Source organism: Vescimonas sp. (assembly GCF_057856985.1).
The window spans coordinates 15500-32539 of record NZ_DBLZXX010000016.1 but is presented as its reverse complement, the minus strand read 5'-3'; the positions used below and the strand labels follow the sequence as shown (position 1 = coordinate 32539).

Genomic DNA, 17040 nt, shown 5'->3' with positions numbered 1-17040 from the left:
ACGCAATTTCATATCCGCCCTGCCCGCCCAGAGGAGGCGGGCTTATTTTATACCCCGCACCCCGAAGAAGATAAGCGGCTGGGTACCGTTGGCCATGTCCGCATGGACTTCGGCCGCAGCGGCAATGAGTTCTGGCATACATGGCGGCCCCGTGGCCCGGAGGAGCTGAACAGCCCTGTGTTCAAAGCGGAGCTGCAAGAGGTCGTGGACACGCTGCGGGAGAGTGTGCTGAAAAACCGCTTCGCTATGGAGCGCTTTTGCTATGATCACGGCGGCAAAATCAGCGGCGGCTGGACACAAAACTACGGTTACATCGTGGAAACCGAGCATTACCGCTACTGCCTGCGGTGCAACCCGTCCCCTGGGGATTATAACTGCTACTGTACGGCCTATGATCTGGATGCCCAGCGGCAGAACATGGCGCAGAGTACCGGCCCCGATATGACGATGGGAGGACTAACATGAGCGGGCGATTTGCCTCCCCGCGAGGCCCTCCCTATTTTGTTTTCTGAGTTCCGCGTCTTTCCGTTGACTTGTTGAAAGTTGTGTGGTATCCGTTTGTGTTACCAAAAACGGAAGGAGAACGCACAAATGAAGAAGATCACACTACTGGCAGCCAGCGCGCTGCTGCTCCTCACGGCCTGCGGTCAGGTGGAGAGCACCTCAACGGAGATCACCCTGCCACCGACGACCGTGGTACAGGAGGATGCCCAGCAGCCGCAAGTGACACTTGAACCTACCCCAGCGGTAAAAGAGTCAGGCACGGTATCGGTCACGGCGCAGGAGCAAACCCAAGAGCAAAAAGCTTCTCAGACGGAAACTGTCCCACAAGCAGCTCAGCCCCCTGAGCCGGTCAAGGAGCCCACACCCGCAGAGAATATCCCCTCCGAGACCGTCCACGCCAAGACGGGCTATGTGGAGCCGGAGCCTACGCCGGAACCGGCCCCCACGCCTGAATCCATGGCTCCGGCAGACCGCTGGGCGGCTGTCGAGGCGGCCAACGCCTATGCTGCCGCGCAGTACGGTGTCATCACAGATGGCAGCCTGACGCTGGACAACAGTGCCTATCGCTTCCCTGCATCGGTGGCAGCGGATGCTTCACAGGAAGTGCTGGAGGCAAAGGCGCGGGACATGGTGGACTACACCTTCCGGCAGCTCATGATGCAGGCGGGCATGGATAGCATCGCGGACACGGGCTTCCATTGCAACGTCTGCATCGTAGAGGACGGCATAAGCCTGCTCATCTATGTTCTCTATGCAGGCTGAGAAAAAACAATACGCAAGACCTCTCTGGAAACAGAGAGGTCTTATCTTTTGTAGAGGAGGAAGCCATTTGAAAGCATTCAAACACATGACAGCCTTTGTGCTGGCGTTGGTCATGGCGGCAGCACTGGCGGTGACCGCCTATGCTGCCAGCGTGACGGTCAAGTACAGGGTCTACGTCTATTCTGACGAGATCACATTTCGTCAGTATGATTATAGCCAAAGCACAACGCCGTCCATTACAAATCTGACCATCTCGGCTACCAGCAGTCTCGGCAGCGGCAGCGCCCTCTACCACATGAAATATGCGGATGGCGCGGTGGCTTACTGCATCGAGCCGGGCGTTCACTCCGATGACAGCGGCACCTACAAGGAGGGCTCCAGTGCCAGCTGGTATAACCTGCCCGTCTCTGTGCAGAGCGGCATCGCGCTGGCGATGTCCCTGGGCTATCCCAGTGCCGACTACAAAATCAAAGCCGTGGAAGAGAAGGGCAGCATCACCGTCCGCAAGGTGGATGCGACAAGCGCACCTCTCACCGGTGCGGAGCTGCTGCTGGAGACATCTGCGGACGGCAAGGCATGGACGGAGGTCGGCAGAGTGACCACCGACAAGACCGGTATTGCCAAATGGAGTGACCTAAAGGTCGGTGTGCAGTACCGTGTGACGGAGACCAAAGCCCCAGCAGGGTACACGCTGCTGACCGAGCCGCTGTTCGCCGGCGTAGGACAGCAGGCCGATGATCATATTGACCCGGACCTTCGTCTTGGATTTGGCAAATTCCGCGTGGGCGGCGTTCTCGTTATCCTGCTCCAGCGTTTGCAGGTACTCCCGCTCGACGTGGTTGACCTTGATGGTCGGATACCCGTGGATCAGGTTGCCGATCATGACGTTGAGCTTTTCCAGCGCCATCGTATAGAGGTTTGTCCGCTTTTCCAGCGCCTGCCCCTGCACGGCCGAGGCGACGATGGGACACACGGTGGAAACGATGATGATCATGGCCAGATAAAATGACAATAAAAACCACATTTTCGCCTCCTATGGTGAAACGTTGTCGTTTCACAGTATCGTATGTTGTATAAATCGGACGCCGCCTGCGCAAGACCCACCGGATTCGATCATAACAGAAACGGGCGCGGAAGTCCAACAGCTTCAAGAGGCGAAAACAGCTTTGCTGGATAAGAGGGCTAAAGGGGTCTGCTCCACGCTCTTTTTAGCCAACTGCCTAAGATGCATTGCGCTCTTGCAGAAAAAATTAGTAATACAGCCAAAAAGACCTTGACAAACACGGACGCCTTGTGTAATATAAGGGTGCGTATATAAGGAATCGATACGCATATACGTACAGACACTACAAAAAAAGGAGAATCAAAATGAAAAAGACGCTTTCTTACATCCTTGCAATCGTAGTATGTCTTGCAACGCTTTGCGGCTGTGGCGACACACCCAGCGGTGGACAGACAACAGATGGACCCAGAGATTCCGTGATGCTGCGGAATGCCCTGGGTATGCAGACCACTGACCCGGCAGATACCAATGAGACGGATGTCCTTACTGTAAACGAGCAGATTTATGAGGGCCTTTATACTCTGGATGAGAGCGGCGGCGGATATCAGCCCTGCTTGGCAAAGCAAATCGATATCAGCGATGATGCCACAGTGTATACGATTACGCTGCAGGACGGCGTGAAGTTCCACAATGGCGAGACCCTGAAGGCCTCTGACGTGGTGTTCAGCTATCAGCACTTTATGGACAATCCCAAGTACAACAGCTATACGGACATGATCGAAAAGGTGGAGGCTTCGGACGACTCCCACGTTGTGATCACCATTGCACGTCCGTATTCCCCGATCCTTCACACGTTCTTCAAAATCAAAATTCTGAGCGAGAAGGAAGTGACCTCTCAGGGGAGCGACTTCGGCACCATTGCTAACCTGGCCGGCACGGGTCCTTATTACATGGATGCGGAGACTTATCGGCCCAACAGCGGCTGGACTTTGTATGCATTTGAAGACTACTGGCAGGGAGCACCCCAGATCAAGAAGATCGGTTATGTAGTGATCGAGGACAACTCCTCCGCAGTTATCGCACTGAAAAACGGTGATATCGACTACCTGTCGGTTCCTCTCTCCAACTGGGCGGATATCAAGGACTCTGGAAAGTTTGCGACCAATGAAATGGAGTCCAACGATATTCAGTTTATGTGCATCAACTATGAATCCAGCGAAGTCCTGAACAATGACAAGGTCCGTCAGGCGATCGTTCACGCAACCAACCGGGAAGCCATGAACATGGTTGCCACCGACGGGCTGGGCAAGGTTACGGACTTCTACATCAATCCCCATTATGCGGAGGCAGCTCCTACGGAATGTGATGTGGACCTCTCCTATAACCCGGAGCTGGCCAAGTCTCTCCTGGCGGAAGCCGGCTATCCGGACGGTGTGGATGTAGGCGAAATCCTGGTAGGTACCGGTTCCTCGGAGCCCTACGCCACGGTTCTCCAGTCGAACCTGGCTGAGGTGGGCATCACCGCGAAGATCACGACCCTTGAGTTCGGCGTGGCGGTGGATCGGATGGCGTCCCAGGACTACAACATCTGCATTGTCGGCGACAACGGCAACTATGACTTCAACAACTTCCGCCAGCAGGCTCATAGCGGCTCTGTCGGTATCTACAATGTGAGCTTTGTCGGAGACAAGTTCGACTACAAGCACATTGAAGACCTGTTTGCGCAGGGCGAGCAGATCACTGACGAAGCCGCCAGAAAGGAAATCTATACCGAGCTTTATAATGAGGTAATGGCCACCTACTGCGTGATTCCGCTTGTAGCGCCTCCGGCCTGCACCGCATGGAATCCTGATTTGAACGTCGTTAGTGTTCCGACCTACTACAGAGTTGCGCAGTGGAGCTGGAACGCCTGACACTATAAAAATTATCGGATGGAGGGTGAAAGGTGTATCGCTATGTCATAAAGAGAGTACTTTTCCTAATCCCCACAATACTTGGCGTCACATTTATTATCTTCTTTGTCATGGGGCTTACACCGGGAAACCCAGGTCGGATGATCCTTGGGCCAACGGCGAAGCAAGAGGCCATTGACGCGCTCAACCATGACCTGGGCTACGACCTTCCCATTGCGGAACGGTATGTCAATTACTTGAAGGATATCGTTACAGAAGGCGATTTCGGGATGTCGTACTTCAGTGGCCGGCCGGTGTTCGACGAGATCTGGCCGAGATTCCTTGTGACCATCCGGATGTCGCTGCTCATCCTGGTGATATCGGTATGCGTAGGAGTACCAGTGGGAATTTACTCTGCCGTCAGGCAGTATTCCCTCTGGGATACCGTGCCAACCATGATGGCGTTTTTCCTGGCGGCGGTGCCAAGCTTTGTGATAGGAATGGTATTGATGTACTTTTTCGCGCTGAAGATCAACATATTCCCATCTTTTGGCTTGTCTGGTCTGAAGAGCTACATTCTCCCGGTGAGCGCGGTCGCCATTTCAGAAGCGGCTGCATACCTCAGATTTACGAAATCGTCCATGCTTGAGGCGATACGGCAGGACTATGTCCGGACAGCCCGCGGAAAAGGAGTTCCGGAGCGGACAGTTATCTGGAAGCACGCTATGCGAAATGCGCTTCTGCCTGTCATTACATGCGTGGGCATGCGCTTCGGAGTCCTTTTGGCTGGAATGGTGACGACAGAACGACTGTTTTCCATTCCGGGAATAGGCAGCCTTATCGTGGACAGTATCAGTAAAAAGGACGAGCCGGTCATTATTGCAGCCAGCATCTTGATCGCCTCTGCATTTACCATGCTGATGCTTTTGGTCGATATCGCGTATGCTTATGTAGACCCCAGGATACGTGCCAAATATAGCAGATTGGAGCGGTGAATATGAGTGGGATAACCGGACGAGTAAAGGGCGCCGACAGAGGAGAATTCAAAAAGGCAGGGCAATTCCACGAAATCTTCAGACGCCTCCGAAAAGATCGGGGAGCGATGGTCGGACTTATAATTCTGATCGTACTAATTCTTACCATCATATTTGCGGATGTGATCATCCCCTATCAAGCTGCCATTTCTCAGGATGTCATGAGTAACTTTGAGGCTCCATCAGCGAAGCATCTCATGGGTACGGATATGTATGGACGGGATGTTTTTGCAAGATTCGTACATGGAGCGAGGACTTCCTTGGCCATATCGCTGTTTGCTTCCATGACCTCCTGTATTTTTGGAAGCTTGCTCGGTGCGGCCGCCGGATACTTCGGCGGGAAGGTGGACATGGTGATTATGCGCAGTCTGGATATCTTTATGTCGGTGCCAGACATCCTTTTTACCATGGTCGTAGTGGCGGCGCTGGGTTCCAGCATTCCGGTCCTGATCGTGGCGATGACGCTGGCATACTTTACCAACTATGTCCGCCTGGTGCGTTCTGAGGTCCTGAACCTTTGCGAGCAGGAGTATGTGGAGGCGGCCAGAGCCGGAGGGGCCAGTTCGGCGCGTATCATTTTAAGCCATATTATCCCGAACGCTTTGGGAATCATACTGGTCAACCTCACGCTGAATGTGGCGAGTCTTGTGATTTATCAGTCTTCTCTGAGCTATATCGGACTCAGCCTTCCGCAGCCCACGCCGGAGTGGGGAAGTATGCTCTCTGAGGCCAGAGAGTTTATGCTGAAAGCTCCGCACCTGGTCTTTTTCCCGGCAGCAGCCATTGTTTTGACCGCATTTTCGGTTAACTTGCTGGGCGACGGACTTCGTGACGCGATGGACCCCAGACTGAAGAATTAGTACATGCGAATTTCAGAAGACTACATTACAAAATTTGTTAAGGAGCGCTTAATATGAAGGAGGATGTCATTCTTGCGGTAAAGGATTTAAGCGTGATTTACCAAACGGATCTTGAAACGGTTTATGCGGTGAACGGAGTTTCGTTTACGCTGGGACGAGGAGAAAGCCTCGGACTGGTCGGCGAGACGGGAGCCGGGAAGACTACGCTGGCACTTTCCATAATGCAGCTGCTTCCGGAGCGGACGGGAAAAGTGACCGGGGGAGAGATCTGGTTTGAAGGAGAAGAGCTGACGTCCCTTTCCGAACAGAAAATGCGCACGATACGCGGAAACAAGGTCGCCATGATTTTTCAGGATCCGATGACTTCCTTGAACCCCGTTCTGACGGTAGGCGAGCAGATCGCAGAAGCGCTGCTGGTGCATAATGAAGCCGGCTGGACAAAGGAAAAGATCGACCAGCACGTAGACGAAACGCTAAATATGGTAGGGATTCCGCCGGCCCGGAAACATGAGTATCCGCATCAATTCTCCGGAGGAATGAAGCAGCGGGTGGTGATCGCGATGGCGTTGTCCTGTGAGCCGGATCTGCTTATTGCAGATGAGCCGACGACGGCGCTGGATGTGACGATCCAGGCTCAGGTCCTGCTTATGATACGAGAGCTGAGGGACCGGCTGGGTACGTCTATGATCATGATCACGCATGACCTGGGCATTGTGGCGCAAACCTGCGATAACGTGGCGGTGATGTATGCGGGCGAAATCATTGAGATCGGTACGGCAGAAGATATTTTCAACGGGAAAAACCATCATCCCTATACAGAAGGGCTTTTTGGGTCAATTCCTCGTCTGAACACAAGAGTCAAACGCCTGACCCCGATCGACGGCCTGATGCCTGATCCGACGGTGTGCGAACCGGGCTGCAAATTTGCACCCCGCTGCTCAAAATGCATGGACATTTGCCGGGAGAAGAGTCCGGAGGTCCATTATGAGGGTACACACGCAATTCGTTGCCATTTGTTTCAACAGACCGGACAGATAGGAGAGTAGTGCCAATGGAAGTAAATACACCCTTGATTGAAGCAAAAGCATTAAAAAAGTATTTCAAATTGGGGGAAAACCGCTATTTGCATGCTGTTGACAATATCAACCTGCAGATCTATAAAGGCACTACGGTGGGAATTGTAGGAGAGTCAGGGTGTGGAAAAAGCACATTTGGACGTACGCTTCTGCGTCTGACCGAACCGACCAGCGGAGAGATCCTCTATTGCGGAGAGAACATCCTGACGTTTGGGCGGCAGAAGATGAAGCAGATGCGCAAAAATATGCAGATCATCTTTCAAGACCCGTATGCCAGTGTAGATCCTAGAAAATCCGTGGTTGAGATTATTGCCGAATATATGCTGATCCACCACAGCTATCCTACCCGGCGGGAGATCTTTAACCGGGCAGCGCAGCTGATGGATATTGTGGGCTTGGCCAGACGGACTGCGAATTCTTATCCCCACGAATTGGACGGCGGCAGACGGCAGAGAATCGGCATCGCGCGGGCCTTATCCCTGAATCCGCAGTTTATTGTGTGCGATGAACCGGTTTCGGCGCTCGATGTTTCTATTCAGGCACAGATCCTGAATCTGTTGATGGATCTTCAGAGCGAGATGGATCTCACCTATATGTTTGTTACCCATGATCTGAGTGTAGTGAGACACATTTCGGATCATATCATGGTCATGTATTTAGGTGAGAGTCTGGAGTACGCCGAAGCGGATGAACTGTTCAACTCCCCACTTCATCCCTATACCCGTGCGTTGCTTTCTTCTATCCCCGAACCGGATATTTCCATGCGGAACAAGAAGATCTCCGTGATCAAAGGCGAGGTCGTCAGCCCGATCAACCCCAAGCCGGGCTGCCGATTCGCGCCCCGTTGTGAAAACTGCATGGAAATCTGCACACAATGCTCCCCCGAACTGAAGGAGGTGGCTCCGGGACATCTTGTCGCGTGCCACAAATATGCTTGAGACCATATGAAAATAACAAAAAGCGATGATATGCCGAAAGGAGGGACCCCCTATATGCCGTCACAATATCTGCTTGACGCATATGAACCCCGGAGATATATGAGGTATTTTGAGGAGATCACGAGGATCCCGCATGATACCGAAGACGAAGCACATCTTGCAGCATACATCAGAGAAGTCGCAAAAACCGCGGGGCTGGAGTCGTATCAGGATCCGCACGGGAACGTGTTAGTGCGTATGCCTGCAACGGAGGGATATGAGAACGCCCCGGCAGTCCTCTTTCAGGGGCATATGGACATGGTGTGTGTAAAGGACGAAGGCGTTGTCCATGACTTTTCCAAGGATGCGCTGGATCTGTATCTCTATCGGGACGCGGACTATGGGGTCACCCTGGCGGCACGGGGAACCAGCCTGGGAGCGGACAACGGAGTCGGTTTGGCCATGATGCTTACGCTGATGACAACGCCGGAGCTGCTGCATCCGCCGCTGGAATTCCTGTTCACCGTGGAGGAAGAGAGCGGACTATGGGGAGCCAGAAAGTTTGACTATACCCAGATCCGGGCGCGGCACATGATCAATATGGACAGCGGTGACGCTGACATGATGTGTGTGTGCAGCACAGGCGCCGTACACAATCGTTTTCACATGACCTACAAAACTGTACCGCACCGAGGCACCGTATACAGCGGGACTATCGGCGGGCTGCTGGGAGGCCATTCCGGCAACGATATTGCCAAGGGACGCGCTAATGCCATTTCACTGCTGGGCGAATTCCTGGAAAAGCTTACAGGATGTGAAAATGCTTGGCTGATAGATGCGGATGTACAAGAAAGCCAGGGCATCCCGGATCAGGCAACAGTCCGGCTCTGTGTGGAGAACGGTGAAGCGGAGACCCAGCTGCGTCAACTGGCAGATATGCTGCAGAAAAGCTGGAGAAGTGCATACCGTGCGGCAGGCGAGGACAACATTGCGCTTCGCTTGGAGCAAGTGGAAGAGGAAGCACTTGTACATGATTGTATAAGCTGCGAAGATCTCCGGAAAATTGGAGCACTTTTGCAGGGCATACCGTATGGTGTCATTGAATACGGTGGCAAGAACCAGAGCATTCCGTTTTGCACCGGATGCACATCCAGATTCTGCGTAAAGGAGAATGTCTGCCAGCTGTGGTTCAGCGTACGCTCGCTGTCGGAGGCGCTGAAATGGGATACGGAAAAAAGCGTGAAAGAACTGGCATCACAACTGGGTGCTGATGTTGAGATCCTGGATCAGTATCCGGGATGGCCGTACCGGACGGATTCTCCCATGCAAGAGCTATGCAAGAAGCTCTTCCAGGAGATGTATGGCGAGGAAATTAAAATCGAATATGGACAGGGCGGATGTGAGCCGGGAATTATAATTGATAAGCTCCCGGACATGGACGCTTTGGGGTTAGCTCCCACGTCGAGAGGAGCCCATACCACGAGAGAAAGGTTCTATATTGAGACGGTGGAGCCGACCTATCAATTGTTTGTAAGGATGCTGCGGCAAATTGCGGAAAACGGCATATAAGGACTTGTATCACGGGCACCACAAAGGCTGCGGATATTTGGATTATCTTCAAAACTTATTATATGAGGAGGGCACTTCAATGATTATCGGAATTCCCAAGGAACTCAAAGACAAAGAGACTCGTGTCGGTTTGATCCCAAAGTGGGTCCAGCAACTGGTAGCACAGGGACACACCGTCTATTTCCAAAAGGATTTGGCATTACCGGCGGGAATTTCAAACGAGGAATATATGGCTGCGGGCGCGCAGATGCTTGATACGATGGCGGAAGTATATGAAAAGTCCGATATGATCGTAAAGTTTAAGGATCTGATGCCCGGAGACCTGGAAATGCCCTTCCGGAAAGGTCAGCTTCTGTTTACCGCGTTCCATATGGCGGAGGGTACGGCGAAGCCGGAGCAGGTAAAACGACTGCGTGAGGCAGGTGTGACCTGCGTTTCCTACGAGGTTACGCGCTTCCCGGATGGCAGCAGAGCACTGACCCGCCCGATGGGTGAAATCGCCGGACGGATGGCACCGATTCTGGGAACACAGTATATTCAGAGACAGTACGGCGGCAGTGGCGTGAGTATCGTCCCGATTACCGGAGTAAAACGCGCACGGGTTGTGATTATTGGCGGCGGCCATGCGGGATTGGCTGCAGCTCAGGTTGCTGAGGGCCTTGGAGCAGAGGTCATTGTCTTTGAAAAGTCGATTGCGCGGTTGGAGTATTTGAGGACGGTCCTTCACCACACTGACCTGCGCTATATGGACAAGAAGGCATTCGCTGAAGAGGTAGCACTGGCCGATATGCTGATCAACTGTATCTACTCCTATCCGGGAATGGAAGTTCCGGTGGTGACACGGGAGATGGTCCGTAGTATGCGGAAGGGCTCTGTGATTGTGGACCTTGAGGGTGAGGGCATTATTGAAACGGCTCAGTACACGACGATCAGCAATCCGTATTTCATTGAGGAAGGGATCGTCCATGTGGGCATTACGAATATCCCGGCAATGGTGCCTGCGGCAGCCAACGAGACTTTCTCAAGGGCGATTTATCCCATGATTGAAGATACGGCAAACTACGGACTGAAAGAAGCGTGCAAAAAGAACTTCGTACTGCGTTCCGGTATCATTATGGTAGACGGAAAGATCACCCAGAAGGAAGTGGCAGACAGTCAGAAAGAGGCGTATATCCCGCTCGATCCGGATACAATGCTTTCCTAAAGAAGCAGGCTGACCTGCAAGGCGCGGGATCCGCAGGATCCTTTGCAATTGCAATTTCGACACCTTAAACATAGGAGAGGATGATAGTTTCATGCGTACTGTGTACGAGGAAATTCACAGGATCGGCATTATTCCGGTAGCAAAGCTGGATAAGCCGGAGGAGGACTCTGTTCTGGTGGCAGAAGCACTCCGGGAGGGCGGAATTCCGTTGATCGAAGTTACTTTTCGGGCAAATGGAGTCGCCACAGCCATAAGAAAAATAAAACAAGAGGTATCAAATTTCACAGTGGGCGCAGGGACAGTCCTGACCATTGAACAAGCTGAGGAAGCAATTGAAGCGGGAGCCGAGTTTATCGTTTCCCCGGGCCTGGACCCGTCTGTTGTGGAATACTGTAACCATCGGAGAATCCCAATCGTGCCTGGATGCGCGACGGCGTCGGACTGCCAAGCTGCTTACAACATGGGGCTGCAAATCGTAAAGTTTTTCCCGGCAAATATCGCGGGCGGGCTGCCGGCACTTCGTGCGCTGCATACGCCATTCCAAAAGCTCCAATTTATTCCTACTGGAGGCATTACCTTAGATAATCTGGAAGAATTCAGCGCAAGTCCATTTGTATTTGCGTGCGGAGGGACATTCCTTGTGTCAGAGGAGCTTATCCGGAGCCATAATTGGACAGAGATTACGAGAAGAAGCAGACAAGCCGTTGAGCTTGTGCTAAAAGGACGAAAACATGGCTAAAATTGTTACTTTTGGAGAGCTGATGCTGAGATTGAGCCCCGTAGGCTACAACAGACTCTTCCAGACTGAATCGCTTGAAGGAAGCTTCGGCGGCGGGGAAGCAAATGTGGCAGTTTCGCTGGCCCAGATGGGGGATGATGCAGCTTTTGTATCAAAATTCCCGCAGAATATGGTAGGCGAGGCTGCTCTGAGGAAGCTGAAGGCCTATGGGGTAAACACTTCGCATATACTCCGGGGCGGAAAGCGCATGGGAATCTATTATATGGAGAAGGGTGCATCCCAGAGACCCAGTGTTTGCATCTACGACCGGGAGGGATCCTCCTTCCAAACGTCAAAGCCGGAGGAGTATTGCTGGAAAGAGATTATGCAGGGCGCGCAGTGGTTCCACTTTACGGGGATCACACCGGCGCTGGGCAAAGACATGGTTTCCGCCTGCCTCGATGCCTGCAAGGCTGCAAAAGAGGTCGGGGCAACAATTTCCTGCGATTTAAACTATCGCGGGAAGCTTTGGAGCCGAGAGGATGCCATGGCAGCCATGAGCGAGTTGTGCCAGTATGTGGACGTGTGTATTGGCAACGAGTCAGATGCAGCAGATGTATTCGGGGTGAAGCTGAATAACAGCCAGATTGTAAAAGGAAAGCTGGATATGGACGAATACCGGAAGCTTGCAGAGACGCTTATGGATCGCTTTCCGTTCCGAAAGGTTGCAATGACGCTGCGTGAATCAATCTCTGCCTCGGATAACGACTGGTCGGCCATGATTTACGATGGAGAGCAATGCTATTTTTCCACAAAATATCATCTTCACATGGTTGACCGGGTAGGCGGCGGCGATGCATTTGCCGGAGGTCTGATCCATTCGCTTGCAGAGGGAAGATCTCCCAAATATGCGTTGGAATTCGCCGTTGCCGCCTCAGCCTTAAAGCATTCCATCAATGGCGACTTCAACTTGGTCACACCTGCTGAAGTTGAGACATTGATGAACGGGGACGGTTCGGGCCGGGTACAGAGATAGACGATACCGACGGCTGTCTCGCTTTCGTGGCAGCACGGTATGTCCGGAGCTGCAGCGACGCCTTGACACGTGCGACCGGATTTCACACAGAGCATCCACCCGTGAGGCGGTAGCTCTGTGTGAAATTTTTTCCGCCGGTTTTCACAGTTTCCGACTGGTAGAATGGGCACATGAAATTCTTAGTGGAAACTTCGAAAACTTTGTGTTATTCTATGTAATTATAGTGAATATGTTTAGCAAGCTGCTCTGCCTGAAACCGCACATATAAAAACTGATATGAGGTGATACTTATGCAATCGGACCACCGCTCAACAGAACGAGTTTTGGATATTTTGGAACTGCTTGCATTTCGTGACGCATCGGATGGGCTGACACTGACGGAAATATCCAATTCCCTTCAGTCCCCTAAGAGCAGCATATCACCGATCCTCCACACGATGGCTAAGAAAAAGTACTTGTCATACAAGCCGGGATCCTCTACTTATACGTTGGGAATCCGCACTTTGGAAATCGGAAACGCCTATATGCGGAAGGAGTCCTTTTTTGAACGTGCGCTGACAGAATTGCAAGAGGTTGTGGACGCATGTAATGAGACCTGCCACTTGGCAGAACTGGATGGATGCAATGTGCTTTACCTGCTTAAAGTGGACGCGCCTCAATCGATACGCATGTATTCCGCACCCGGGAAAATGCTCCCTGCAAATGCTACGGCGCTTGGGAAAGCGCTCTTGTCCGGCTATACAAGGGAGGAATTGAGCGAGATTTTTAAAGATGGCGTAAAAAAAATGACAGACAGGACCATTACGGATCTGGATGAACTATATCAGCAGATCCAGGGGGTAAAGAAGCGCGGGATCGCTTATGAACGTGAGGAAAACTCTGAGTTTATTCAATGTATTGCAACACCCCTGCTAAAGGATGGCGTACCTGTGTTTGCCTTGAGTATTGCAATCCCAACCTTCCGTTATACAGAAGAAAAAGAAAGTCAGGTGACGGAACTGCTCCTGACTGCGCGCGCAAAGCTGGAAGCGCTTCTTTTGACGAGATGAGGACAATGGCTGTCTCTTTTCGCTGGCAGGGAAATGGTCACATTTTGCGCTGTTGGAAACAATAAAAGGGTATCAAAACGAAGAAATAGAGCCACCGGGTGGAGAGCAATGCTCCCGCCCGGTGGCTCTGTAGATTCTTGGTATATGATGAGGGCCGTCAGGCAGCCTTTTCCGTCCTGCTTCCGCAGATCACAGAAAGAGGTGCAAAAGCGCAGGGAATCCTCCCTACAAATCAATGTCAGGGGTATCGCCGGAAGTGCCTTCGAGCAGCAGGCGTACCTTGCGCAGACGTGTCCACCTGCTCCGGGCAGCGACCGATATAGGCCTCTGGCCTCAGCAGAACGGCGAGGTCTTCTGTATGCATGGAAAACGCCAGTTGCTCCAGAAGGTCGCAGGGCTCGCCTTCCTTCATCCTTGCGGAGGCCGCGTGGGAACAGCGGCGCAGAGGAATCCCTCCGGTATGGAGATGCGGCGGTTGGCGGAGTCATCCAGCGTGCGTTCCAGCCACTGTACGGACGCCGTCATGGAGGCGTTTACGGCGTCCGAGATCAGAAAGCGGGACAAAGAACAGATTCGCTCACTGCGCATGGGGTTTCGCTTATACGGCATGGCGGAGGAGCCAATCTGGTTTTCTTCAAAGGGCTCCTCTATCTGCCGGTCATGCTGCAGCAGGCGAATATCGTTTGCCATCCGATAGGCACTCTGCGCAATAGAAGACAGACAATTCAGGATGCGGCTGTCCACCTTTCGGGGATATGTCTGCCCGCAGACATCAAAACACGCTGCAAATCCGAATTCCGCGCTGATCTGCCGGTTCATCTGGTCGATCTTTTCGGTATCACCATTGAATAGCTCCAGAAAACTGGCCTCGGTACCGGTGGTCCCACGGCAGCCGAGGAATTTCATGTGTGCCAGTACGTGCTCCAGTTCCTCCAGGTCGGAAAGAAAATCCTGCATCCAGAGTGTCGCCCGTTTGCCCACGGTAACAAGCTGCGAGGGCTGATAGTGGGTATAGCCGAGGGTGGGCGGCGACTCGTATTTCTCCGCAAAGTCCGCAAGATTTTTCAGCACGTCCAGCAGTTCCTTGCGGAGATGGCGCAGACCGTCCCGATAAAGGATCAGATCCCCGTTATCGGTTACATAACAGCTTGTGGCCCCCAAATGGATCACGCCTGCGGCGCCGGGGGCCGCTTTTCCATAGGCATAGACGTGCGCCATCACATCATGCCGTACCTCTCGCTCCCGTTGTGCGGCGCACGCAAAATCAATGTCATCTATGTGTGCTTCCAGCTCTGCGACCTGCTCTGCCGTAATGGGCAGGCCGAGATCATGCTCCGCCCGGGCCAGCGCGGTCCAGAGCCTTCGCCAGACCTGAATACGCTTTTTCTGGGAGAATAGATACAGCATCTCCTCTGATGCATACCGGGATGACAGGGGCGATTCATATTTTTCGTACATCGTACTGCCCTTTCTCTGCTTTATTCCGCAGTGACGACCATGCTGCGCGTGGTTTTATCGATATCATGAATTGATACCGAGTACGAAGAATTTGAGAAATGCAAGTCTGTTTGTAGGGACTGTTCACTCTTTCGGCAGCAACCGGAAGGAAAAGGTGTAAGCATATTAAAACTGCCGCCATCTATTCGAAGGTATCCTACTTTTTTGAATGAACTCCGCCTTTCAAAGCTTGGAAGAGAGATGATCTTTTGAAAGGGCTTCGTTTCCCGGATATTCTGTCGAGAAACGGAGCCTTTCTTACATATTTTCTCTCGACGGACAGGGGGTTCATTTGCTATACTTAAAACAAAGATAATAATTGGGAGACACCACGATATGAAGAAAATTCTATTTGTTTGCCACGGCAATATCTGCCGCAGCCCGATGGCCGAGTTTGTGATGAAGGACTTGGTGAAGAAAGCTGGGCTGTCGTCACAATTCCATATCGAGTCGGCAGCCACCAGCCGTGAGGAGATTGGCAACCCTATCTATCCTCCGGCGCGGCGCAAGCTGACAGAGCACGGGATCTCCTGTGGTGGTCATGCGGCGCGGGAGCTCACAAAAAGCGATTACAATGCATTTGACCTGCTGATCGGCATGGACAGCGCCAACCTGCGGAATATGCGGCGTATTTGCGGTGGTGACCCAGATGGCAAGATACATCTGCTGCTGGATTACACCGGCCATCCCCGCGATGTGGCCGACCCGTGGTACACCGGAGATTTCGAGGAAACATGGCAGGATGTGCTGGCGGGGTGTCAGGGATTGCTGAAAGAGTTATCACAGAAACGAGGTGAACAGGATGGCACAAAATGATAAGATCCAACTATTTGAGGACAAACGCATTCGTACTGCGTGGGACGAGGAAAAAGAAGAATGGTACTTTTCCATCGTCGATGTTGTTGCCGTGCTGACTGAGCAGTCTGATTATCAAGCGGCACGCAACTACTGGAAAGTTACCAAGAAGCGGCTTAAAGACGAAGGCAATGAAACGGTTACATCTTGTAACCAGTTGAAAATGACTGCCTCAGATGGCAAAAAGCGTCTGACCGATGTAGCCGACACGGAGCAGCTTCTCCGTATCATCCAGTCCATTCCTTCCCCCAAAGCGGAACCGTTCAAGCTGTGGTTGGCGCAGGTTGGACGGGAACGCATTGAAGAGACCATTGATCCGGAATTGACCATTGAACGAGCCCTGGAAACATACCTCAAGAAAGGCTATACTCGTGAATGGATCAACCAGCGGCTGCAAGCCATCCAAGTCCGAAAGGAACTGACGGATGAATGGGATGCCCGTGGTGTACAGAAGGGCGTGGAGTACGCAATACTTACCGATGAGATCTCCCGTGCATGGTCAGGGATGTCCACACGGCAATATAAAAACCTCAAGGGCTTGAAGAAAGAGAACCTCCGCGACAATATGACTACGTTGGAACTGGTGCTGAATATGCTGGCGGAGGCGACCACCACGGAGATATCCAAGCAGAAAGCTCCGGAGACATTTTCGGAAAACATTGATGTGGCGCGTGCCGGAGGAAAAGTGGCCGGTGATGCACGGAAAGCCATTGAAAGCCAAACTGGCGTCCCTGTCATTACCTCCAAGAACGCTGCACAGCTCCATCAGGTCGTGACAGATCTGCTGGAAGGAGTTACTACGTCACCGGAGGAACAAGACCAAAAGCGCTGATTCACAGACAACAAAAGTAGTGGGTAGCCACAAAAGAGAGCCACCCGAAGGGTGGCTCTCTTTTTGGAGCAGGGATTTTGCTGTGCAAAATCGTTTGCCTGCGGGCGGGCAGCGGAACGCGCAAGGGCTGCCGCCTGCACACCATCACCGCCTCCAACGGCGAGGGCATGCCGGGCGGCGAGCGCATCCAGGTCACTATGGTCTTTGAGACGATCATCTGATTACATTTGGA

The 17040-nt window shown here is 52.6% G+C and carries 15 protein-coding genes and 2 pseudogenes; 16 read left to right on the top strand and 1 reads right to left on the bottom strand.

Annotation, left to right across the window (positions count from 1 at the left end):
- The 13 genes and pseudogenes from ACZM22_RS09045 to ACZM22_RS08985 form a co-directional block, all read left to right on the top strand.
- Positions 1-465 (top strand): annotated as a pseudogene (locus ACZM22_RS09045) (LPD28 domain-containing protein); the annotation flags it as partial.
- Positions 466-591: 126 nt separating this feature from the next.
- Positions 592-1266: a hypothetical protein gene (locus ACZM22_RS09040; RefSeq protein ID WP_489543818.1), complete on the top strand. Its 675-nt coding sequence runs from the start codon at positions 592-594 to the stop codon at positions 1264-1266.
- Positions 1267-1333: 67 nt separating this feature from the next.
- Positions 1334-2275, top strand: coding sequence for a SpaA isopeptide-forming pilin-related protein (locus ACZM22_RS09035; protein WP_489543817.1), 942 nt, complete (start codon positions 1334-1336; stop codon positions 2273-2275).
- Between the two features lie 359 nt (positions 2276-2634).
- Positions 2635-4182, top strand: a complete 1548-nt coding sequence (locus ACZM22_RS09030; protein ID WP_489543816.1) for an ABC transporter substrate-binding protein — start codon at positions 2635-2637, stop codon at positions 4180-4182.
- A 32-nt stretch (positions 4183-4214) separates the two neighbouring features.
- Positions 4215-5156 (top strand): ABC transporter permease, encoded by a 942-nt coding sequence (locus ACZM22_RS09025; protein ID WP_489543815.1) that lies wholly within the window; start codon positions 4215-4217, stop codon positions 5154-5156.
- A gap of 2 nt (positions 5157-5158) precedes the next feature.
- Positions 5159-6055 (top strand): ABC transporter permease, encoded by an 897-nt coding sequence (locus ACZM22_RS09020; RefSeq protein ID WP_483267375.1) that lies wholly within the window; start codon positions 5159-5161, stop codon positions 6053-6055.
- A gap of 53 nt (positions 6056-6108) precedes the next feature.
- Positions 6109-7101: an ABC transporter ATP-binding protein gene (locus ACZM22_RS09015; protein WP_483267376.1), complete on the top strand. Its 993-nt coding sequence runs from the start codon at positions 6109-6111 to the stop codon at positions 7099-7101.
- A gap of 5 nt (positions 7102-7106) precedes the next feature.
- A complete protein-coding gene (locus ACZM22_RS09010) occupies positions 7107-8069 on the top strand; it encodes an ABC transporter ATP-binding protein (protein ID WP_489543814.1) in 963 nt (320 codons plus the stop codon).
- A gap of 54 nt (positions 8070-8123) precedes the next feature.
- Positions 8124-9617 (top strand): beta-Ala-His dipeptidase, encoded by a 1494-nt coding sequence (gene pepD, locus ACZM22_RS09005; RefSeq protein ID WP_489543813.1) that lies wholly within the window; start codon positions 8124-8126, stop codon positions 9615-9617.
- A 79-nt stretch (positions 9618-9696) separates the two neighbouring features.
- A complete protein-coding gene (locus ACZM22_RS09000) occupies positions 9697-10821 on the top strand; it encodes a Rossmann-fold NAD(P)-binding domain-containing protein (protein WP_483267379.1) in 1125 nt (374 codons plus the stop codon).
- A gap of 91 nt (positions 10822-10912) precedes the next feature.
- A complete protein-coding gene (gene eda, locus ACZM22_RS08995; protein ID WP_483267380.1) occupies positions 10913-11560 on the top strand; it encodes a bifunctional 4-hydroxy-2-oxoglutarate aldolase/2-dehydro-3-deoxy-phosphogluconate aldolase in 648 nt (215 codons plus the stop codon).
- Positions 11553-12575: a sugar kinase gene (locus tag ACZM22_RS08990; RefSeq protein WP_483267381.1), complete on the top strand. Its 1023-nt coding sequence runs from the start codon at positions 11553-11555 to the stop codon at positions 12573-12575. The genes eda and ACZM22_RS08990 overlap by 8 nt, the downstream gene beginning before the upstream one ends.
- Before the next feature lie 290 nt (positions 12576-12865).
- A complete protein-coding gene (locus ACZM22_RS08985) occupies positions 12866-13624 on the top strand; it encodes an IclR family transcriptional regulator (protein WP_483267382.1) in 759 nt (252 codons plus the stop codon).
- A gap of 225 nt (positions 13625-13849) precedes the next feature.
- Here the strand turns inward: ACZM22_RS08985 and ACZM22_RS08980 are convergent.
- Positions 13850-15082: pseudogene (locus tag ACZM22_RS08980) on the bottom strand (lyase family protein).
- Between the two features lie 375 nt (positions 15083-15457).
- Here ACZM22_RS08980 and ACZM22_RS08975 point away from each other — a divergent pair.
- The 3 genes from ACZM22_RS08975 to ACZM22_RS08965 all read left to right on the top strand — a co-directional run bounded on the left by ACZM22_RS08975 (position 15458) and on the right by ACZM22_RS08965 (position 17029).
- A complete protein-coding gene (locus ACZM22_RS08975; RefSeq protein ID WP_489543812.1) occupies positions 15458-15937 on the top strand; it encodes a low molecular weight protein-tyrosine-phosphatase in 480 nt (159 codons plus the stop codon).
- Positions 15924-16808 (top strand): BRO-N domain-containing protein, encoded by an 885-nt coding sequence (locus ACZM22_RS08970; RefSeq protein ID WP_489543811.1) that lies wholly within the window; start codon positions 15924-15926, stop codon positions 16806-16808. The genes ACZM22_RS08975 and ACZM22_RS08970 overlap by 14 nt, the downstream gene beginning before the upstream one ends.
- A gap of 77 nt (positions 16809-16885) precedes the next feature.
- A complete protein-coding gene (locus tag ACZM22_RS08965) occupies positions 16886-17029 on the top strand; it encodes a hypothetical protein (RefSeq protein WP_489543810.1) in 144 nt (47 codons plus the stop codon).
- Positions 17030-17040 lie beyond the last annotated feature (11 nt).